Origin of the sequence: Rathayibacter sp. PhB179, from assembly GCF_004345345.1 — a bacterium.
Lineage (GTDB): Bacteria > Actinomycetota > Actinomycetes > Actinomycetales > Microbacteriaceae > Rathayibacter > Rathayibacter festucae.
Genome location: NZ_SLVD01000010.1, coordinates 148,516 through 168,324 on the forward strand (window position 1 = coordinate 148,516; position 19,809 = coordinate 168,324).

The window sequence follows — 19,809 nt, forward strand, 5'->3', positions numbered from 1 at the left end:
ACGCCGTGAGCAGCGACACCGAGCGGGCCGGCACCGACCAGGACCGTCCCGCCACGGACGGAGACTCCGCCCCCGCCTCCGCACCGGCGGTCCGCCGCCGCCGCTTCCCGATCCCCGCGCTGCTCGACCAGGCCTTCTTCGTCCTCGGCGGCGTCGCGGCGACGCTGCTGGCCGTCGTCCTCGTCACCGACGGCGTCCGCTCCGGCTGGGCCCAGATCGGCTTCTACGTCGCCGTCTGGGTCCTGGTCGCGTACCTCGTGCTGCCGCGGCTGCACCGGATCCTCACCCGGCTCTACGTGCCCGACTACTTCATCGGCCGCGCGCGCACCAGCGACGGCCTGCTCGGCGACCCGGTCAACCTCGCCTTCCAGGGCAGCGACGCGCAGCTGGTCCACGCGATGACCTCCTCCGGCTGGACCCGCGCCGACGAGGTCACGGTGCGCAGCAGCCGGCGGATCATCACCGCCACGCTCACCCGCCGCAGCTACCACCGCGCCCCCGTCTCGCCGCTCTTCGTGTTCGGGCGGCAGCAGGACGTCGCGTTCCAGCAGGAGGTCGCCGGCAACCCGGGCAAGCGCCACCACGTGCGCTTCTGGCGCTGCCCCGAGAACTGGTTCCTGCCCGGCGGATTTCCCGTCGAGTGGGTCGCCGCCGGCACCTTCGACCGCAGCGTCGGACTGTCGCTCTTCACGCTCCAGGTCACGCACAAGATCTCCCCCGACACCGACCAGGAGCGCGACCACATCGTGGCGAGCCTCCGCGAGCACCACCCCGAGGCGACGGTCGACGTCATCCAGGACTTCTCCACCGGCTACCACTCCCGCAACGGCGGCGGCGACTCCATCGTCACCGACGGCGACCTGCCGGTCGTCGACCTCCGCGCGATCCCCCTGCCGTCCGGGGCCGCCGGGCGCGACGCGATCGCCCCCGTCGCCGCCACCGAGCTCGCCGGTGCACTCGGCACCTCGTCCGCGACGGTCCTCCGCCGGCCCGTCACCACGCACGTCGGCGCCCTGATGCTCGTCGCCCGAGGCCTCGCGTACGCGCTCCAGGCCGTGCTGCTGCTCGCCGGCGCCGCCTCGCTCGACGACCTGACCTGGCTCGACGGCGGCACCGCCACCGCGGGCGGCTCCACACTCGACGAGGCCTCGACCCGGCCGATCGCCGCCGCCCTCCTCGGGGCGGCGACGCTCCTCTGGCTGCTCCTCGGCGCGCTCGTGCTCCGCGGCTCCGGGACGGCCCGCCTGCTCGCCCTCTCCTCCAGTCTGCTCAGCACGATCACCGCCTTCGCCGCGGTGCTCCAGGGCGGCGCGGCGATCAGCCTGCAGACCAACCTCGGCAGCGTCGCCTTCGACATCCTCGTGCTGCTCGCCCTCTCGAGCCGCAGCTCCCGCGACTACGCGGCCGCGAAGAGCCGGCTCCGCGCCGGGAGCAGATCGAGACGGGCTGCTCGCGGCCGGACGGGCTAGACCCCGCCGCCTCCGCCGCCGCCCCCGCCACCGCCGGAGCTGCCGCCACCACCGGCGCCGCCGCTCGACGAGCTCGACGAGGAGCCGACGAAGCTCGACGCGGTCGAGGAGAACGAGGAGATGCTCCCCGCGAACGCCGCGGCGTGGAATCCCGTCGACCCCGAGTACCAGACCGGGCTCTCGCCCGTCTGCTCGTAGGCGGTCGCGAGCGCCGCCGACCACTCCTTCTCCAGCCCGAGGAGCACCGCCCACGGCAGCAGCCGCTCGGTCACCTCGACGACCTCGACCGGACCGACGCTGCGCCGGTCGGCACCGCGGGGCGACTGCAGCATCGCGAACCGGTCCGCCTCCGCCAGCCGCAGGTACAGCTCGAGACCCTTCAGGTGGTCGCGCAGCTCCGCGCCGGCCGCGGTCAGCGGCACCTTCGCGAGCAGGACGCAGACCAGCGCCCCCACGACCAGCGCCGAGAGGAGCAGCACGATCGGCAGAGCCCCGCCGAGCGCCGCCCCGAGCAGGAGCGCCCCGGACAGCACGACGCCGACGACGGCGACCACCGCGAGCACGATCAGCAGCACGGAGCCGCGCACCGTCCCGGAGCGCCGCAGTCCCTCCTCCACGACCCGCGCGGACATCACCGTCTGGAAGGACGACACCGCCTTCCCGAACTCCTTGTCCTTCCCGCTCAGATCACGGACGGCCCCCGGCGTGGGCGACGCTCCGAACGCGATGTCGAAGAACTCCCGGTCGACGGGAGGGACGACCCGTGGTCGGCCGGCCCGTCGCGGCGCGGCCGTCGCCGGATCGAGCACGCGGAGCAGGAAGCCCGGCTTCCTCCCCGAGTCCTTCTCCTCGACCCGGACCAGCCCGCGGACCGCCGCGTCGAGCAGCGCCGCGGCCGGTGCGCGCGACGACCGCCCGCGCAGCGCCGCGGAGAGGAAGAGCCCCTGCGCGGGCGGCTCGTACTCGGCGATCACCGTCGGGCGCCCCGGAGCATCGCGCAGCACGGTCGCACGCCGACGGATCGCCGCGACGAGCACGCCGAGCAGCACGAGCATCGACGCCAGCTGCGCCCAGGCCCAGCCCGAGGCGAAGTAGCCGTCGTCGCGCGGCGTGAAGGTCCCCGGCGCGAAGCCGACCGCGACCGTCACGTTCTCGTACGCCGCCAGGTCGGTCCCGCTCGCGGTCACCACGGCGCCGTCGCGGCCGATCGAGCAACCGTCGGTGGAGCCGGCCGAGCCGCGGTAGCAGGACGCGGTCCCGGTCGCCGCCTCGGCCAGGCCGCCGGTGAGCCGGATCCGGACGTCGTAGCGGTCGAAGGGCTGCCGCCACTGCGTGCCGTTCGCGTCCCAGTAGAACTCGTCCTCGCCGCTGCTCGTGCCGGAGCCGGGCAGCGTCACGTCGTGCTGGGTGTAGGTGAAGACGTAGGTCTGGCTGCCGCTGACGAAGCCGTCCGCGGCACTCGTCACGAGGAGGATCCCGTCCTCGGTCTCGGTGTCGACGGGCCGAGCCCGTCCCGTCTCGTCCGTCACCGACACCAGGTCGACGCCGGTCGGGTAGCCCTGGTACTCGAGCGGGATCGCCCGCTGCATCCCGCGGTTCTGGTCCTCGGGGAACTCCGCGACGAACGTCTCGACCGTCGTCAGCGTCGAGCGCCCCTCGGCGTCGCGGCCGAGGTCGTAGTCGACGGCGTAGCGGGAGAAGCGGAAGTCGTCGACGCCGCGTGCTGGTCCGCCGACGGCAGCGGCGCCGATGGCGGCGGCGCCGACGGCAGCGGCGGCGACCGGCTCACCCACGTGGACCGCCCGCAGTGGCCCGGCCGCCGCCGTGGGCGCCCCCGCCAGCGCGGCCGCGAGCAGCATCCCCGCCGCTCCCGCGGACAGCCCGGGTCCGCGCGCTCCGGAGCCCCGCCCCCTCGGCGTGATCGCGGACAGGAGCCGGCGGAGCGTCCTCATCATGTCCGTGAGCGTACGCGCGCGTGTTCCGCGCCACCTCCCCCTGAAGGGCGACAGGCGGGACGGACTACTGCAGCAGGAACTGCGTCGTCGACCCCGACGGGATCCCCGCGACCGAGACCGACAGGTTGTACGCCGCGCCGCCCCCCTCGACAGCCTCGCGCCCGCCGGAGCAGGTGTCCGGCGAGGAGCGGGTGCGGTCCCAGGTGATCGAGCTGCCCGTCACCGAGGTGCCGGCCGGGAGCAGGATCTCCAGGGACGACGCACCCGTCTGGCAGTCGGTCGAGGTCCAGACCGGGTCGGACCCGCTGGTGATCGTGAAGACCTGTCCGCTCGTCCCGGCGTCGATCACGCAGTCGGTGCTCGAGATGTTCGCGAGCGACAGCGAGAGCTGCGGCGCCTCGTCCGGCCCGTAGCTCGTCGCGTCGGTGACGGCCGTGACCGCGACGGTGTCGGCGGTGCAGGCGGCGGCGTCGGCGGGCGGCGAGCCCTCCGGCGCCGTCGAGGGGTAGAGCGTCGGCAGCGACGCGGCCGTCGGGCTCGCGCTCTCAGCGGCTCCGCGCGCGCCCGCCCACGGCTGCAGCGAGACCAGCACGGCGATCCCGGCGATGATCACCAGGAGCGCGAGGATCAGGCCGGCCCTGCGCCGCCGGTAGACCCGGGAGGGCAGGCGGCGGGGAGGCGGAGTCACCGACACAGGCTACGACGCGCGAGCGCTCAGAGCGTCTTGAGCATGCGGGTGTTGCCGAGCGTGTTCGGCTTCACCCGGGCGAGGTCGAGGAACTCGGCGACGCCCTCGTCGGGAGAGCGCAGCAGCTCGGCGTACACCTCGGGGTCGACGACCTTCTCGCCGATCGGCGCGTAGCCGTGGCGCTCGAAGAAGCCGACCTCGAAGGTCAGGCAGAACAGGCGCTTGAGCCCGAGCTCCCGCGCGTCGTTCTCCAGGCGCTCCAGGATGTGGTGGCCGACGCCTCGGCCGAGCCAGTCCTTCGCGACGGCGAGCGTGCGGACCTCCGCGATGTCGTCCCACATCACGTGCAGCGCGCCGCAGCCGATGGCGGTGCCGTCGCCGGACTCCGCGATCCGGAACTCCTGCACGGCGCCGTAGAGCACCACGCGGTCCTTGCCGAGGAGGATGCGCTCGTTGACGAGCGGCTCGCTGAGCTCCTGGATGAAGGGGACGTCGCTCGTGCGCGCGCGGCGCACCGGGTACTTCCAATCGGCCATCCGACAAGCGTACGGCCGAACGACGACGAGCCCGTCCCTCCGCGAGGAGGAACGGGCTCGCTGTCGTGCTGTGCGGGTGCTACGCCATCAGGTCGGGCGTCGCCGGGCCGGCGGTCGCCGCTCCCGCCGTCGCACCGGCGCTGATCGAGATCAGGCGCGGCGTCGTCGTGAAGACGAACTTGCCCTCCGCGAAGTCCACGTGCACGTGGTCTCCGGCACCGAGCTGGCCGTGCAGGATCTGCTCGGACAGCTGGTCCTCGATCTCGCGCTGGATCGCGCGGCGCAGCGGGCGGGCGCCGAGGGCCGGGTCGAACCCGACCTCGATCAGCCGCTCCTTGGCCGACTGCGTCAGCTCCACCGTCATGTCGCGGTCGAGCAGGCGGTCGCCGAGGCGGCCGATGAACAGGTCGACGATCTGGAGCAGCTCGGGCTTCGACAGCTGCGGGAAGACGATGACGTCGTCCACGCGGTTGAGGAACTCGGGCTTGAAGTGCTTCTTCAGCTCCTCGTTGACCTTGCCGCGCATGCGGTCGTAGCCGGTGGCGTTCTCGCCCTCGATCTGGAACCCGACGGGACCACCGGCGATGTCACGCGCACCGAGGTTGGTGGTCATGATGATGACGGTGTTCTTGAAGTCGACGACGCGCCCCTGGCCGTCGGTCAGACGACCCTCCTCGAGGATCTGGAGGAGCGAGTTGAAGATGTCGGGGTGGGCCTTCTCGATCTCGTCGAAGAGGACCACGCTGAAGGGCTTCCGGCGGACCTTCTCGGTGAGCTGGCCGCCCTCCTCGAAGCCGACGAACCCGGGAGGGGCGCCGAACAGCCGCGAGACGGTGTGCTTCTCGCCGTACTCCGACATGTCGAGCGAGATCATCGCGTTCTCGTCGTCGAAGAGGAACTCGGCGAGCGCCTTGGCGAGCTCGGTCTTTCCGACGCCCGTGGGGCCGGCGAAGATGAACGATCCCGAGGGGCGCTTCGGGTCCTTGAGGCCGGCGCGGGTGCGGCGGATGGTCCGCGAGAGGGCCGCGATGGCCTCCTCCTGGCCGATGACGCGCTGGTGCAGCGCCTTCTCCATGAAGACGAGCCGCGAGGACTCCTCCTCGGTCAGCTTGAAGACCGGGATGCCGGTCGCCTGCGCGAGGACCTCGGCGATCAGGCCCTCGTCGACGACGCCGGTCGCCTTGACGTCGCCCGACTTCCACTTCTTCTCCAGGCGCAGGCGCTCACCGAGCAGCTGCTTCTCCTCGTCGCGGAGCGACGCGGCCTTCTCGAAGTCCTGATCCTCGATCGCGGCCTCCTTCGCGGTGCGGACGACGGCGATCTTGTCGTCGAACTCGCGCAGCTCCGGCGGGGCCGAGAGGATCGAGAGGCGCAGGCGGGCGCCGGCCTCGTCGATCAGGTCGATGGCCTTGTCGGGGAGGAAGCGGTCGCTGATGTAGCGGTCCGCGAGGTTGGCGGCCGAGACGATGGCACCGTCGGTGATGGACACCTTGTGGTGCGCCTCGTAGCGGTCGCGCAGGCCCTTGAGGATGTTGATGGTGTGGGGCAGCGACGGCTCCGCGACCTGGATCGGCTGGAAGCGGCGCTCGAGCGCGGCGTCCTTCTCGAAGTGCTTGCGGTACTCGTCGAGCGTGGTCGCGCCGATGGTCTGCAGCTCGCCGCGGGCGAGCAGCGGCTTGAGGATCGAGGCGGCGTCGATCGCGCCCTCCGCGGCCCCTGCGCCGACGAGGGTGTGGATCTCGTCGATGAAGGTGATGATGTCGCCGCGGGTGCGGATCTCCTTCGTCACCTTCTTGAGGCGCTCCTCGAAGTCACCGCGGTAGCGGGAACCGGCGATGAGCGAGCCGAGGTCGAGCGTGTAGAGCTGCTTGTCCTTGAGCGTCTCGGGCACGTCGCCGCGCACGATCGCCTGGGCGAGGCCCTCGACGACGGCGGTCTTGCCGACGCCGGGCTCGCCGATCAGGACGGGGTTGTTCTTGGAGCGGCGGGAGAGGATCTGCATGACCCGCTCGATCTCCTTCTCGCGCCCGATGACCGGGTCGAGCTTGTTGTCGCGCGCCGCCTGCGTGAGGTTGCGTCCGAACTGGTCGAGGATCTGCGAGCCGCCCTGAGGCTGCTGCTGCTCACCGCCCACGGCGACCTGCTCCTTGCCCTGGTAGCCCGAGAGGAGCTGGATGACCTGCTGGCGCACCCGGTTGAGGTCGGCGCCCAGCTTGACGAGCACCTGTGCGGCGACGCCCTCGCCCTCGCGGATGAGGCCGAGCAGGATGTGCTCGGTCCCGATGTAGTTGTGGCCGAGCTGCAGCGCTTCGCGCAGGGACAGCTCGAGGACCTTCTTCGCACGCGGCGTGAAGGGGATGTGGCCGGTGGGCTGCTGCTGCCCCTGGCCGATGATGTCCTGGACCTGCTCGCGCACCGCGTCGAGCGAGATGCCGAGGGATTCGAGCGCCTTGGCGGCCACTCCCTCGCCCTCGTGGATCAGGCCGAGCAGGATGTGCTCGGTCCCGATGTAGTTGTGATTGAGCATCTTGGCCTCTTCTTGGGCCAGGACGACGACGCGCCGTGCGCGATCGGTGAATCTCTCGAACATGCTGTCACTCCCTACAGAACCCGCAGGGGTGGGCTCCGATAGCTCGACTGTAGCCAGCGCTCCCCCCGGTCGGACCCCCTGTTCGCCCTGGGCGTGAGGACCGATTTCTATGCACAGACATAGACTTCCGCTATGAGCAATCTGGAGGAGCATCCGGACGAGCACGCGGTCGCGTCCGAGCCGGTCGCCGCGTCTCCCGTCGAGATCCTCGAGGCGCGACTCGTGCCGCTCGGCGGAGCCCGCGCCATCGAGGTGCGGCGCACCCTCCCCCAGCGCTCGCGCTCCACGATCGGCGCCTGGTGCTTCGCGGACCACTACGGTCCGGTGCACCTCGGCGAGGAGACGGGGATGGACGTCCCGCCGCACCCGCACACCGGACTGCAGACGGTCAGCTGGCTCTTCGAGGGCGAGATCGACCACCGCGACAGCGTCGGGAGCCACCAGCTGGTGCGCCCGGGCGAGCTCAATCTGATGACCGCCGGGCGCGGCATCTCGCACTCCGAGGTCTCCACCGGCGCCGAGCCCGTTCTGCACGGCGTGCAGCTCTGGGTGGCGCTGCCCGAGGAGGCGCGCCTGGGCGAGCCGTTCTTCGAGCACCACCGCGGCGTGCGGGTGGAGCTGCCCGGTGCGACGGCGCAGGTCTTCGTCGGCGAGCTGCTCGGCGCCTCCGTGCCCGCGAGCGTGTTCACCCCGCTCGTCGCCGCGCAGCTCGACCTCGAGCCGGGCGCCCGCGTCGAGATCCCGCTCGAGACCGCGTGGGAGCACGGAGTGCTGGTCGACGCCGGCCCGCTCGAGGTGGACGGCGTCGACGTCCCCCGCTCCGACCTCGCCTACCTCGCGCGGGGTCGCGACGTGCTGGTGCTGACGGCCGGGGACGCGGGCGCCCGGGTCGTGCTGATCGGCGGCGAGCCGTTCCCGGACCAGCTGGTGATGTGGTGGAACTTCGTCGGCCGCAGCCACGACGACGTCGCCGCCGCGCGCGAGCGCTGGCAGAGCGACGTCATCGCGGGCGGTGACGCGGACGGGCCGTTCGGCAGGGTCACGGGTTACCCCGGCCGGGCACTGCCGGCGCCGACCCTGCCGACCGTCCGGCTGAAGCCGCGCCGACGCGCCTGAGCGCGCCGGCGCCGGTCCGGCTCAGGAGGACCGGCTCAGGAGGCTCCGGCCGCCTTCTCCTTCTCCTTCGCCGCGCGCTTCTCCGCCGCCTCGCGGTCGGTCGCCTCGGCGGTCTCGCGGAACGCGCGGCGCGGATCCTGCAGTGCGCTCATCGGCGACAGGTCGCGGCGCGAGACCGCGTCGACGACCCAGCCGGCGATGATGCGCCACTTGCGGTCGAGGGTCGGCACGGCCGCCCCGTGGTACGCCCGGTGCGCGAGCCAGGCGGGCACTCCGCGGAGCTTCACGCCCTTGATGACCCCCGCGCCCTTGCCGATCCCGTACTCGGCGACCGTGCCGACGGACACGTGCCGGTACTCCTCGACCGGGCCGCCGGTGATGTCGGCGATGATGTTGCGCGCCAGCAGCTTGGCCTGGCGGACGGCGTTCTGGGCGTTCGGCGGGTAGTACGCGGGCTGCTTCGCGGCGGTGAGGTCGGGAACCTGCGCGCCGTCGCCGGCCGCCCAGGCCGAGCCGACGGGCTCGCCGTCCTCGGTGATCACCCGGAGGCGCGCGTCGGCCATCACGTGGCCCTTCGGCCCGCGCGGCGCATCGGTCGCGTCGAGGATCGGGTTGGGCTTCACGCCCGCGGTCCAGACGATCGTCGCAGCGGGGATCCGCTCGCCGCTGGAGAGCTCGACCACGCCGTCCTCGCAGGAGGGCATCGTCGTCTTCAGGTGCACGTGCACGCCGCGCTCGCGGAGGTGGTCGAGCGTCCAGACCGAGAGCTCCGGGCCGACCTCGGGCGCGACGCGGTCGAGCGCCTCGACGAGGTGCCAGGTGACGTCGCCCATCGAGAGCGACGGCTGCGCGGCGAGGGTGCGGCGGCTGAGGTCGAGCAGCTCGCTGAGCGCCTCGACCCCGGTGTAGCCGCCGCCGACGAAGACGAAGGTGAGCAGGCGCCGGCGCTCGGTCGGATCGGTGGTCAGCGCGGCCTTCGCGATGTTCTCGATGACGCGGTCGCGCAGGTGCGCCGCCTCCTCGACCGTCTTGAAGCCGATGGCGTGCTCGGCGAGACCGGGCGTCGGGAAGGTGCGGGTCACCGCGCCGAGCGCGAAGACGACGTGGTCGAAGGGCAGCGTGCGGCTGGTGCCGTCCATCGCCGCGACGGTGGCCGAGCGCTCGGCCAGGCTGACTCCGGTGATCGCGCCGCGGACGATGCGGGTGCGCTTCAGCGCCTGCACCAGCGGGACCGTGACGTGGCGCGGCTGGACGTGCCCGCCGGCCACCTCGGGGAGGAGCGGCTGGTAGGTCATGTAGGGGTTCGGCTCGACGACGGTGACGTCGATCGGCGTCGCTCCGCGGAGCTTCTCGAGGCCCCAGGCCGTGTAGAGGCCGACGTAGCCGCCGCCGAGGATGAGGATGCGCGTCGTTCTGCTCGCCGCCATGACGTTCCCTTCTGAAGTGCCGGCCCCGGAAGGACCGACGGCCCACCGTGCTGAGGACGCTCCGACGCTACGCCGGGCGCCTCGGGCAGCACAGGGCCTTGCGCGAGTCGCCGTCACCCGCAAGCGACGAGGGCGGGCGAGGACGGGCGGCACAGCGCACGAGGGCCGGCTCAGCCCGCGGCGAGGTCCTCCCCGTTCAGACGGCGGCGGTACTCGCTCGGGGACAGTCCCGTCTCGGTCGCGATCGCGCGCCGCAGCCGCTCGGGCGACGAGAAGCCGGAGCGCCGCGCGATGTCGCTGAGCGGGAGGATGCTCGACTCCGGCGTGCCGACCAGCCGCAGGGCGTTCTCGGTGCGGACGTCGGAGATGAGCCTGCGCAGGGTCGAGCCGCGCTCGTCGGCCACCGCGCGCTGCAGCGTGCGCAGGCTGACCCGGCAGCGCCGCGCCACCGTGCTCGGGTCGAGCGTCGGGTCGCTGTAGTCGGCCTGGATGACCTGCAGGGCGGCCTCGACCATCTCGTGCAGACCGAGGCGCTCGCGCGAGCCCTCCTCCCGCTCCGAGCCGAGCAGCCGGGCGAGGCGCAGGACGGTGCCCTCGAGGTACTCGGCCTGCACCGGGTTCTCGGGGTCGAGCTCGGCGAGGAACGCCCGCAGCATCGTCCGCGCGGTGTTCGTCGTCGAGGTGGCGGGGACGAGCCGCACCGGATCGGCGCGGCGGCGCTCGGAGACGCCGTTGTCGGCGCAGAGCACGAGGAAGCGGGCCGGACGGGACGTGCGGACGACGACCGGATCCTCCGAGGAGAGGGCGAGCCCGCCCTCCTCGACCTCGAGCAGGCCGGACGACGTGTCGACGGCGAGGACGCCGTCCATCGGCAGGAGGAAGACCGAGGAGCCGTCGACGGCGCTCGCTCCGGGCCAGCGGACGGCGAACGGCGTCGAGACGACGTGGACCACGCGGACGCGCTCGGTCGCGGCGATGGCGAGGTCCATCCGGAAGCCGGACGACGTCGGCACGGAGACGTCCACCGTGCGGCGCAGTGCCACGGCGCCCGCTGAGCCCCGGAGCCGCACGGCGCGGGCTCCGGCACTCAGCGGGACGCAGAGCGGATTCAGATGGGAGGGACGAGGGATCACGAGGGCGACTCCGATCGAAGAGGAGCGGACGTCGAGGAACGTTCGCCTTCGGAGCGTAACAAGAAGTGAGAGAGTCTCGCCATTCCTGAGCGAAGCTCGAGCCTCCCCTATTGGAGGGCCGAGGTGAGCCGCGCCAGATTGTCGAGGATCGTCGAGCGCAGCGGCTGCTGGCGCCACTCGCGCAGTGTCAGCTCGCGGGAGTGCTCCCGGTAGTCCTGCTGCACCTCGCGCAGGTCCTCGACGAAGTCGGAGCCGCGCACCATCAGCGACACCTCGAGGTTGAGCGTGAAGGAGCGCATGTCCATGTTGCTCGAGCCGATCACGGCGACGTCGTCGTCGATGGTGAAGTGCTTCGCGTGCAGGATCGTGGGCTTGCGGTACATCCAGATCCGCACGCCGGCGGTGAGCAGCGTCTCGTAGTAGGAGCGCTGCGCGTGGTAGACGACGGCCTGGTCGCCGATCTCGGAGACGAAGAGCTCGACGTGCACGCCGCGGCGGGTCGCGGTCGTGATCGCGTAGAGCATCGCCTCGTCGGGGACGAAGTAGGGGCTCGTGATGATGATCGACTTCTGCGCCGAGTAGAGCAGCGCGAGGAAGAGCCGGAGGTTGTTCTCGCCGTCGAAGCCCGGACCGCTCGGCACCACCTGGCAGTCGATGGTGTCGCGCTGCTGCAGCGCCTCCATCGGCTCGGACTCGCGCAGGAGCAGCTCGTCCGTCTCGCTGTACCAGTCGGTGATGAAGATCGCGTTGATGCCCTGCACCACCGGGCCCTCGAGGCGCACCATCAGGTCGTGCCAGTGCAGGCCGCGGCGGATGTTGCCGCGCTTGTTGTAGCTCGAGTCGACGACGTTCTGCGAGCCCATGAACGCCGCGTTGCCGTCCACGATCAGCAGCTTGCGGTGGTTGCGGAGGTCCGGGCGCTGGTACTGGCCGAGCCACGGGCGGACGGGGAGCATGTAGGACCAGCGCGCACCGGCCCGCTCCAGCGCCCTCAGGCGGCGGTGCGTCCCGGTGTAGTAGCCGGGGACGCGGATCGACGCGATGTGGTCCAGCAGGATCCGCACCGTCACGCCGCGGGCGACGGCGCGGTCGAGCGCGTCGAAGAACGGGGCCGTCGTCGCGTCGGCGGCGAGGATGTAGAACTCGCAGTGCACGTAGCGGCGGGCGCGGTCGATCTCGTCGGCCATCGCGCGGATGGTCTGCTCGTAGCCGCCCTGCAGGCGGGCGTCGTTGCCGCCGACGAGGGGCATCGCGCCGAGGTTGCGGTTGAGGGTGACGACGGACTCGAGCCAGAGCGGCCAGGGGTGGTCGCGGGCGACCCGGTCGATGCCCTCGGTCGACTCGAGGATGAAGCGGTTGATCTCCTCCTGCTTGCGCCGGCGCTTGCGCGGCAGCCGGTAGCTGCCGATGAAGAGGAAGAGCAGGATGCCGACGTAGGGGATCAGGAAGATCGCCATCAGCCAGGCGAGGCCGGTCGTCGGGCGGCGGTTGCGCGGGACGACGATGACCGCGATCACGCGGACGACGAGCTCCACGACGATCGCGCCGACCGCGAGGACCAGCGACCAGTCGGGAGTGTTCACGCGGGCTCTACGCCGCGTCGCGCGGGGGCAGACCGCGGCGGGCCCGCTCCTGCGCCTCGATGCGGTCGTAGGCGCGGCGCTCGTTGCGGTCCGAGCGGATCAGCGCGCGCATGATGAACCAGAAGAGGAGTCCGATGGTGACGGTCGGCACGAGTGCCCACAGTCCTTGATTCCACAGCTCCCAGTCCATGGGGGCGATCCTACCCGGCCCGGCCGGGAGCGGGCCCGGAGCGGCCGCTCAGCGAACGGGCCGGACGGACCGGACCCCCGGCGGCCCGGTGCGGCTCAGCTGCTCTCGATCGACTGGTTGAGGGCCGACGCGTCGGCGTTCAGCCCCTCGAGCTCGGCGCGCAGGCCGTCGTAGATCGCGACGTCGGTGTCGATCGCGGCCCGGGTGGCGTCGATCGCCTCGCCCCGCGCGAGCAGGTCGGCGCGCTCGGCGTCGAAGGCGGCGTCCGAGGCGAAGTCGCCGCTGTCCGCCCGGGCGTTGAAGGAGTCGATCTCGGCGTTCAGCGCGTCGTACTCGGCGTTGTTGGCGTCGATGCGCGCGGTGAGGTCCGCGTACATCGCGTCGATGCGGGCGACCAGCTCGGTGATGCGGTCCTCGAGGTCGGTGAAGACCGCCTCGTACTGGGCGTTCAGGCCGACCACGACCGATCGGTCGGCGAAGTACTCGGCGTAGTGCGCCTCGAGCGCGGGCGGCAGGTCGGCGACCTCGGTGCCGAGGATCGAGTGCAGCTCGTTGACGCGCTCGCCGAGGCCACCGGTGCGGTAGAGCTCCAGGCGCTCGGCGATCGGGCCGTCCTGCGGCAGGGCGGCGTAGGCCGCCTCGAGCTGCGCACCGACCTCGGCCTGCTCGGCGGCGTCCATCCGGACCCACGCGGCGTGCAGCATCTCGTGCGCGGCGGTCACGTCGCGGATCCCGTCGAGGTCGGGGTTCTCGACGTCCGAGATGTAGATGTCGCTGCCGGTGTAGCAGCCGAGCACGATCTCGTCCGAGGCGCCGTAGCCGCAGAGCGCGTTGAAGCCGGCCGTCGGCTCGACCGAGGGGTTCGAGGCGTAGTAGAGGGCGCGGCCGCGAGTGGACATCGCGGTGCGGTCCGCGAAACCGGTGATCGTGCCGTCGGGGGTGAACGACTCCGCCGCCCGCTGATCCGCCAGCGCACGGCCGACATCGGCGGAGTCGACGAGCACCGAGCCGGCGACCGCCGCGCCCACGCCGAACTGCGCGAGGGTGAGGACGCCGGCGACGACCGTCGCGACGATGCTGGATGCCCTGACCACGCCTCGAACCTACTTGACCAGCGGGAAGAGGATGGTCTCGCGGATCCCGAGACCGGTGACGGCCATCAGCAGCCGGTCGATGCCCATGCCCATGCCGCCGGTCGGGGGCATGCCGTGCTCGAGCGCGCGGAGGAAGTCCTCGTCGAGGCGCATCGCCTCGTCGTCGCCGGCCGCGGCCTGGAGCGCCTGCTCGACGAAGCGCTCGCGCTGGACGACCGGGTCGATCAGCTCGGAGTAGCCGGTGGCCAGCTCGAAGCCGCGGACGTAGAGGTCCCACTTCTCCACGACGCCCGGGACGCTGCGGTGCGCGCGCACCAGCGGCGAGGTGTCGACCGGGAAGTCCATCACGAAGGTGGGCCGGACGAGGTCGCCCTTGACGAAGTGCTCCCAGAGCTCCTCGACGTACTTGCCGTGGGTGGGCACGTGCACCTCGACGCCCTCGCGCGCGGCGAGCGTCTCGAGCTCGACCAGCGGGGTCTGCGGGGTGATCGCGATGCCGGCGGCCTGCGAGAGGCTCTCGTACATCGAGAGGCGGTCCCACTCGCCGCCGAGGTCGTACTCGGTGCCGTCGGCCCAGGTGACCACGTGCGAGCCGGCCACGGCGAGCGCCGCGTTCTGAATCAGCTCCTGGGTGAGGTCGGCGATGCTCGAGTAGTCGCCGTAGGCCTGGTAGGCCTCGAGCATCGCGAACTCGGGCGAGTGCGTCGAATCGGCACCCTCGTTGCGGAAGTTGCGGTTGATCTCGAAGACGCGCTCGATGCCGCCGACGACGGCGCGCTTGAGGTAGAGCTCCGGCGCGATGCGGAGGTAGAGCTCGGTGTCGAAGGCGTTCGAGTGCGTGGCGAAGGGGCGGGCCGAGGCGCCGCCGTGCATCACCTGCAGCATCGGGGTCTCGACCTCGAGGAAGCCGTGGTCGACGAAGGTCTTCCGGAGGGACGCGTTCACGGTCGAGCGGGCGATCACGGTCTCGCGGGCCTGCGGCCGCACGATCAGGTCGAGGTAGCGCTGGCGCATCCTGGTCTCGTCGCCGAGCTCGTTGTGCAGGTTCGGCAGGGGGAGGATCGCCTTGGCCGCGATGCTCCACTCCGACACCCAGACGGAGAGCTCGCCGCGCTTGCTGGAGAGCACCTCGCCGGCGACGAAGAGGTGGTCGCCGAGGTCGACGAGCTCCTTCCAGCTCGCCAGCGACTCCTCGCCGACGTCGCCGAGCGAGACCATCGCCTGGATCCGCGAGCCGTCGCCGGCCTGCAGCGTCGCGAAGCAGAGCTTGCCGGTGTTGCGCTGGAAGACGACACGGCCGGCGAGGCCGACCCGCTCGCCGGTCTTGACGTCGGGCTCGATGCCCTCGTGGCGCGCGCGCACCGCGGCGATGGTGTCGGTGACCGCGACGGACACCGGGTAGGCACCGCCGCCGAGGTCGTCGCCGGCCAGCTCGATCAGGCGCTCGCGCTTGGCCAGGCGCACGGCCTTCTGCTCGGAGGCCTCCTCGGGCGTGGGCTCGGACGGGGGCACGGGGGCGCCGGGAGTGTCGACCATGTCAGAACGCGGGTGCTTTCGGTTGGAGGCGGCGGGCGCGATCAGGCGAGCAGGATCGGGCCGTTGTCGAGGAGCCGGGTGGAGCCGACGACCGCGGCGACGAGCACGAGGGCCGGGCCGCGGTGGTCGTCGTCGACCGGCAGGAGCGTCGCCGGGTTCGCGACGACGAGGTAGTCCAGCTTAACCAGCGGCTCGCCCATCGAGGCGGACTGCGCGGCCGCGATCACGGCGTCGATGCCGCGGTCGGCGGCGGAGGCGGCGGCCTCGAGCAGCAGCGGGATCGTCCGGGCGGCCCGGCGCTCGCGGGCGTCGAGGTAGCGGTTGCGGCTGGAGAGCGCGAGGCCGTCCTCCTCACGGACGGTGTCCACGCCCTCGATCGCGACGGGCAGATCGAGGTCGCGCACCATCCGGCGGACGAGGAAGAGCTGCTGCGCGTCCTTCTGCCCGAACATCGCGACGTCCGGCTGGACGATGTGCAGGAGCTTCGAGACGACGGTCAGCATGCCGTCGAAGTGGCCGGGGCGCGAGCGGCCCTCGTACAGCGAGCCGACCTTCCCGGCGACGACGCGGGTGGAGGAGGGGCCGTCCGGGTACATCTCGGCGACGCTCGGCGCGAAGACGTGGGCGACGCCGCGCTCCTCGAGCAGGGCGACGTCGGCCGCCAGGTCGCGCGGGTAGCGGTCGAGGTCCTCGTCCGGGCCGAACTGCAGCGGATTCACGAAGATCGAGACGACGACGACGTCCGCGATCTCCCGCGCCCGGTCGACGAGCGCGAGGTGCCCGTCGTGCAGCGCGCCCATCGTCGGCACGAGGGCGATCCGCGCCCCGGCGCGCCGCGCCTCCTGAAGGGTCTCCCGGAGCTCGCCGATGCGTTCGATGGTGCTGATCACCCGAGAACCCTACCGGCGAGGCGGAGTCCGGTGATCGAGGAGCCCGCGCCACGGGCACCCTCCATGCCGATCGAGTAGCCCGCGCAGCGGGCACCCTTCTTGCTGATCGAGTAGCCCGCGCAGCGGGCGTATCGAGATCCACCAGCGTCAGAGCAGAGGTCTGCAGGACCGATGTCCTGGCGACGCCGGGTCTCGATACGCGCCTCCGGCGCTACTCGACCAGCATGAGGGGGGCGCTTGCAGCGCTGCTCGAGTACCCCGCGCAGCGGGCGCCTTTCATGCTGATCGAGTAGCCCGCGCACCGGGCGTATCGAGATCCACCACCGTCAGAGCAGAGGCCTGCAGACCCGCACTGCTGATGACGGCGGGTCTCGATACGCGCCTCCGGCGCTACTCGACCAGCATGGGGCGCGCCTCCGGCGCTCCTCCGTCGGCGGGGCGGCGTCAGCCGGCCGCGCGGATGGGGCGCGCCTGCGGCGCTCCTCGGCCGGCGGGGCGGCGTCAGCCGGCCGCGCGGATGGGGCGCGCCTGCGGCGCTCCTCGGCCGGCGGGGCGGCGTCAGCCGCCCGCCGGCACGGAGGGCGGCGTCAGCCGGCCGCGCGGCGGAGGGCGTCGTCGACGGAGGAGCGGACGAGGCTGGAGAGGAAGAAGCCGGGCTTGTCGACGCCGATGCCGGCGAGGAGGCCGGCGGCCTGCTCGACGATGGCGGTAGAGAACGTGGTCGCGGTCGAGACGGCCTCGGCGTAGGCGGGGCGGTCCGCCTCCGCGACGGTGACCGGCTCGCCGCCCATCTCGACGACGAGGGCCTGCGCGATCGGCAGCACCGGGCCGGGCGCGGTCACGGCGAAGTACGTCTCCGCCAGGCGCGCCAGGTCGAGGCTGGTCCCGGTGAACGTCATCGCCGGGTGCACGGCGAGCGGGATGACGCCCGAGGCCAGGGCGGGCGCCAGCACGCCGAAGCCGTGCTCCGCCGCGGTGTGCAGCACGAGCTGCCCGGGCTGCCAGGCGCCGGTCGCGGCGAGGCCGGCCACCAGCGCCGCGATCTCGGCGCCGGGGACGGCGATGATCACCAGCTCGCTCCGCTCGACGAGATCGGGGATCGCGAGCACCGGAGCGCCGGGCAGCAGGGCGTCGACGCGCTCGCGGCCGGTGTCGCTCGTCGTGGCGACGCCGACCACGGCGTGCCCGGCGTTGGCGAGCGCGGCACCGAGCACCGGGCCGACGGGTCCGGCGCCGATGATCCCGACGCCGAGGCGTCCGTCGCGGCGGGCGTCAGGCATACGGGTCCCCCTCGGGTGCGGCCCACGCGTCGCGGGGCATCGGAGCGGCGGCGGCGCGCCGCCCCCAGTGGTGGCTGGCGTCGCGCTCGGCCGCGGCGGTCCCGGCGCGGCCCACCCTCTCGAAGAAGGCGACGCCGTCGGCGACGCTCATCACCGGCACCAGCGGCGTGACCGGGCCGGCGACCGTGTGCACGCGCGCCGAGGCCAGCCCGAGCATCCGCTGCAGCGGCCCCTGCTGCACGCCGACGCTCTGCATCCGGGCGAGCGGGACGACCGTGACGCGGCGCCAGACGGCTCCGCTGCGCAGGACCACGACGTCCTCCGCCAGCCGGAAGCCGGTGCGCCGCCAGGAGAACGGCCGCAGCAGCATCGCCGAGCGCGGCGCGCTGGTGAAGCCGGGGGCGTCGCGGCGCCGGAGCGCGTCGCCGACCGGGGTCGCCTCGGCGCCCTCGTCGTCGCCGGGCAGCAGCAGCGCGAGCACGCGCTCGACGGCGGCGAGGTCGCCGACCGGGAGGATCGTGGTGTTCGGCTCGCCGTTCGCACCGCGGGACGCCGCGTGGCCGGCCCGGTCGATCTTCACCTGCCACCAGCCGAACGGCCGCCAGAGCAGCGGCTGGGTGATCTCCACCGCGTGGATCCGGCCGGGCGGCAGGGTGTCGCTGCTGGTCGAGAGCACGCCGTAGCCGACGCGCACGCCGTCCGGCGTCGCGGCGATCGAGTAGCGCAGCGAGCGGACGAACTGGCGGATGTAGTAGCTGCCGGAGCCGATCAGGCCGGGCAGGATCGCGATCAGCACGTAGGGCGAGCCGTAGACCGAGGTGAGCACGACGGCCACGATCGCCACCACCAGGAAGACGGTGAAGCCGCTGAACACCAGGGAGCCGAGCAGCCGCCCGGGCGGGATAGAGACGACCGACTCGGGCGGAGCCTGCTCCTCCGGCTCGGCGAACTCCTCCAGCCGGCGCGCCAGGAAGCCGCCGGCCGGCGCCTCCCCCGCGACCGCCTCCCGCTCGCGCACCCCCGACGCCAGCCGCAGGATGTCGCGCCGCAGCGCGTCGACCAGCCGCGAGCCGAGGTAGGAGAGCTGCACGTTCGCGTCCTGCCCGGCGACGCTGACCTCGAGCTTGGCCGCGCCGAAGAGCCGGGCGAACAGCGGGCGCTGCACGGCGATGCCCTGGATGCGGTCGAGCCGCGCTCGCCGGTTGGTGCGGAACAGCACTCCCGAGCGCACCTCGACGATCTCGTCCGTTATGCGGAAGGTGTGCATCCGCCAGGACAGCCAGAAGGCGAACACGGCGACCGCGAGACCGGCCGCCACGGCGAGCAGCGCCCAGCCGATCAGCCCGCGATCGATCAGGGCGTCGACCGGGTCGCCGCTCTCGTAATCGCCCGGGCCGGGGAGGAAGAGCTCGAGCAGGCGCTCGCGGAGGTTCGTGATCAGGATGCCGAGGACCACCAGCAGGCCGATCCCGCCCTTGAGCACGGGCGTCGCGGGGTGCAGGCGGTGCCACTCGCCGTCGGCGAGGTCGGTCTCGATGCCGCGGACGGCCGCAGGAGCCTCGTTCACAGGCCGGCCCGGCGCGACTCCGCCAGTTCGACGAGCCGATCGCGCAGCTCCTCCGCGTCGCCGTCGACGAGCCCGGGGATGCTGACACCGGTCGCCGCGGCGGCGGTCACGAAGCGCAGGTCGGCCAGGCCGAGGGCGCGGGCGAGCGGCCCGCGGTTGACGTCGATCAGCTGCATGCGGCCGTAGGGCACCGAGACGAAGCGCTGGAACATGATGCCGCGGCGGAAGAGCAGGTCGTCCTCGCGCAGCCGGTAGCCGTACGCGCGAGCGCGTCGAGGCGCCACGATCAGGAGCGTGACGGCGAGGATCGCCGCCGCGAGGACGAGGATCCAGGCCCAGTCGACGCCGATCAGCAGCAGGAAGGACGGCACGGCGAGGAGCACCACGCTGGAGACGACGGCCGAGACGACCTCGACGGCCACGTACTTCGGCGAGACGCGCCGCCACGGACCGGCGAGGTCGAGGCGGCCACCGGTCGCGCGCTCGGGACCGGCGGAGTCGAGCCCGACGCCCTCCGGGTGGACCGCGTCACGCCCCGGCTGACTCGCGTCAGGCTCCGGCAGAACCGCGTCCCGCACGGGCCGGACCGACTCGCGCTCCTGCTCGAGCGCCGCCTCGCGGCTCCGCGCCTCACGCCGGCTCAGCGGCTCCGGGCTCAGCGGCTCCGGGCTCAGTGGCTCCGGAACGGCCGCGGGGGTCGCCTCCTGGTCGTCGGCCATGATGACGTCCTCCCTGCCTGCGTCCGAGCGGGCGTC

General features: G+C 72.6%; 16 protein-coding genes. 2 read left to right on the plus strand and 14 right to left on the minus strand.

Features of this window, described 5'->3' with window-relative positions; translation table 11 throughout:
- Positions 1-5 precede the first annotated feature (5 nt).
- Positions 6-1,469 carry an LssY C-terminal domain-containing protein gene (locus tag EDF43_RS18470; protein ID WP_132438015.1) on the plus strand — a complete coding sequence of 488 codons (1,464 nt, stop codon included), beginning with the start codon at positions 6-8 and terminating at the stop codon, positions 1,467-1,469.
- Here the strand turns inward: EDF43_RS18470 and EDF43_RS18475 are convergent.
- The 4 genes from EDF43_RS18475 to EDF43_RS18490 form a co-directional block, all read right to left on the minus strand.
- Positions 1,466-3,424 carry a DUF2207 domain-containing protein gene (locus tag EDF43_RS18475; protein WP_132438016.1) on the minus strand — a complete coding sequence of 653 codons (1,959 nt, stop codon included), beginning with the start codon at positions 3,422-3,424 and terminating at the stop codon, positions 1,466-1,468. The genes EDF43_RS18470 and EDF43_RS18475 overlap by 4 nt on opposite strands.
- Before the next feature lie 64 nt (positions 3,425-3,488).
- Entirely contained in the window at positions 3,489-4,112 is a 624-nt protein-coding gene (locus EDF43_RS18480) for a hypothetical protein (RefSeq protein WP_132438017.1), read from the minus strand.
- 26 nt (positions 4,113-4,138) lie between these two features.
- Positions 4,139-4,648 (minus strand): amino-acid N-acetyltransferase, encoded by a 510-nt coding sequence (locus tag EDF43_RS18485; protein WP_123446786.1) that lies wholly within the window; start codon positions 4,646-4,648, stop codon positions 4,139-4,141.
- A gap of 79 nt (positions 4,649-4,727) precedes the next feature.
- Complete coding sequence (locus EDF43_RS18490; RefSeq protein ID WP_123446787.1) at positions 4,728-7,238, minus strand: ATP-dependent Clp protease ATP-binding subunit; 2,511 nt, start codon at positions 7,236-7,238, stop codon at positions 4,728-4,730.
- 132 nt (positions 7,239-7,370) lie between these two features.
- Here EDF43_RS18490 and EDF43_RS18495 point away from each other — a divergent pair, with 132 nt between their 5' ends.
- A complete protein-coding gene (locus tag EDF43_RS18495; RefSeq protein ID WP_132438018.1) occupies positions 7,371-8,354 on the plus strand; it encodes a pirin family protein in 984 nt (327 codons plus the stop codon).
- A 35-nt stretch (positions 8,355-8,389) separates the two neighbouring features.
- Here the strand turns inward: EDF43_RS18495 and EDF43_RS18500 are convergent, their stop codons facing one another.
- From EDF43_RS18500 to EDF43_RS18545, 10 genes are all read right to left on the minus strand, one after another.
- Positions 8,390-9,781 (minus strand): FAD-dependent oxidoreductase, encoded by a 1,392-nt coding sequence (locus EDF43_RS18500; protein ID WP_132438019.1) that lies wholly within the window; start codon positions 9,779-9,781, stop codon positions 8,390-8,392.
- 170 nt (positions 9,782-9,951) lie between these two features.
- Positions 9,952-10,824, minus strand: a complete 873-nt coding sequence (locus EDF43_RS18505; protein ID WP_123736619.1) for an AraC family transcriptional regulator — start codon at positions 10,822-10,824, stop codon at positions 9,952-9,954.
- Positions 10,825-11,021: 197 nt separating this feature from the next.
- A complete protein-coding gene (gene cls / locus EDF43_RS18510) occupies positions 11,022-12,497 on the minus strand; it encodes a cardiolipin synthase (protein ID WP_123736618.1) in 1,476 nt (491 codons plus the stop codon).
- Between the two features lie 7 nt (positions 12,498-12,504).
- Positions 12,505-12,687 carry a hypothetical protein gene (locus tag EDF43_RS18515; protein ID WP_123446793.1) on the minus strand — a complete coding sequence of 61 codons (183 nt, stop codon included), beginning with the start codon at positions 12,685-12,687 and terminating at the stop codon, positions 12,505-12,507.
- 95 nt (positions 12,688-12,782) lie between these two features.
- Entirely contained in the window at positions 12,783-13,781 is a 999-nt protein-coding gene (locus EDF43_RS18520; protein WP_132438020.1) for a hypothetical protein, read from the minus strand.
- 9 nt (positions 13,782-13,790) lie between these two features.
- On the minus strand, positions 13,791-15,317 hold the full coding sequence (lysS, locus tag EDF43_RS18525) for a lysine--tRNA ligase (RefSeq protein ID WP_123736616.1): 1,527 nt from the start codon (positions 15,315-15,317) through the stop codon (positions 13,791-13,793).
- Between the two features lie 41 nt (positions 15,318-15,358).
- Positions 15,359-16,207: a pantoate--beta-alanine ligase gene (gene panC / locus EDF43_RS18530; protein ID WP_132438021.1), complete on the minus strand. Its 849-nt coding sequence runs from the start codon at positions 16,205-16,207 to the stop codon at positions 15,359-15,361.
- A gap of 587 nt (positions 16,208-16,794) precedes the next feature.
- Positions 16,795-17,487 (minus strand): DUF2520 domain-containing protein, encoded by a 693-nt coding sequence (locus tag EDF43_RS18535; protein WP_132438022.1) that lies wholly within the window; start codon positions 17,485-17,487, stop codon positions 16,795-16,797.
- Positions 17,480-19,054 (minus strand): PH domain-containing protein, encoded by a 1,575-nt coding sequence (locus EDF43_RS18540; RefSeq protein WP_132438023.1) that lies wholly within the window; start codon positions 19,052-19,054, stop codon positions 17,480-17,482. The genes EDF43_RS18535 and EDF43_RS18540 overlap by 8 nt, the downstream gene beginning before the upstream one ends.
- Complete coding sequence (locus EDF43_RS18545; RefSeq protein ID WP_132438024.1) at positions 19,051-19,773, minus strand: PH domain-containing protein; 723 nt, start codon at positions 19,771-19,773, stop codon at positions 19,051-19,053. The genes EDF43_RS18540 and EDF43_RS18545 overlap by 4 nt, the downstream gene beginning before the upstream one ends.
- Positions 19,774-19,809: the final 36 nt, after the last annotated feature.

Bases quoted from the DNA above. Each gene is read 5' to 3' on its own strand.
- EDF43_RS18475 (WP_132438016.1), bottom strand. From the start codon at position 3,424: ATGATGAGGACGCTCCGCCGGCTCCTGTCCGCGATCACGCCGAGGGGG.
- EDF43_RS18485 (WP_123446786.1), bottom strand. From the start codon at position 4,648: ATGGCCGATTGGAAGTACCCGGTGCGCCGCGCGCGCACGAGCGACGTC.
- EDF43_RS18490 (WP_123446787.1), bottom strand. From the start codon at position 7,238: ATGTTCGAGAGATTCACCGATCGCGCACGGCGCGTCGTCGTCCTGGCC.
- EDF43_RS18495 (WP_132438018.1), top strand. From the start codon at position 7,371: ATGAGCAATCTGGAGGAGCATCCGGACGAGCACGCGGTCGCGTCCGAG.
- EDF43_RS18500 (WP_132438019.1), bottom strand. From the start codon at position 9,781: ATGGCGGCGAGCAGAACGACGCGCATCCTCATCCTCGGCGGCGGCTAC.
- EDF43_RS18515 (WP_123446793.1), bottom strand. From the start codon at position 12,687: ATGGACTGGGAGCTGTGGAATCAAGGACTGTGGGCACTCGTGCCGACC.
- lysS (WP_123736616.1), bottom strand. From the start codon at position 15,317: ATGGTCGACACTCCCGGCGCCCCCGTGCCCCCGTCCGAGCCCACGCCC.
- EDF43_RS18535 (WP_132438022.1), bottom strand. From the start codon at position 17,487: ATGCCTGACGCCCGCCGCGACGGACGCCTCGGCGTCGGGATCATCGGC.
- EDF43_RS18545 (WP_132438024.1), bottom strand. From the start codon at position 19,773: ATGGCCGACGACCAGGAGGCGACCCCCGCGGCCGTTCCGGAGCCACTG.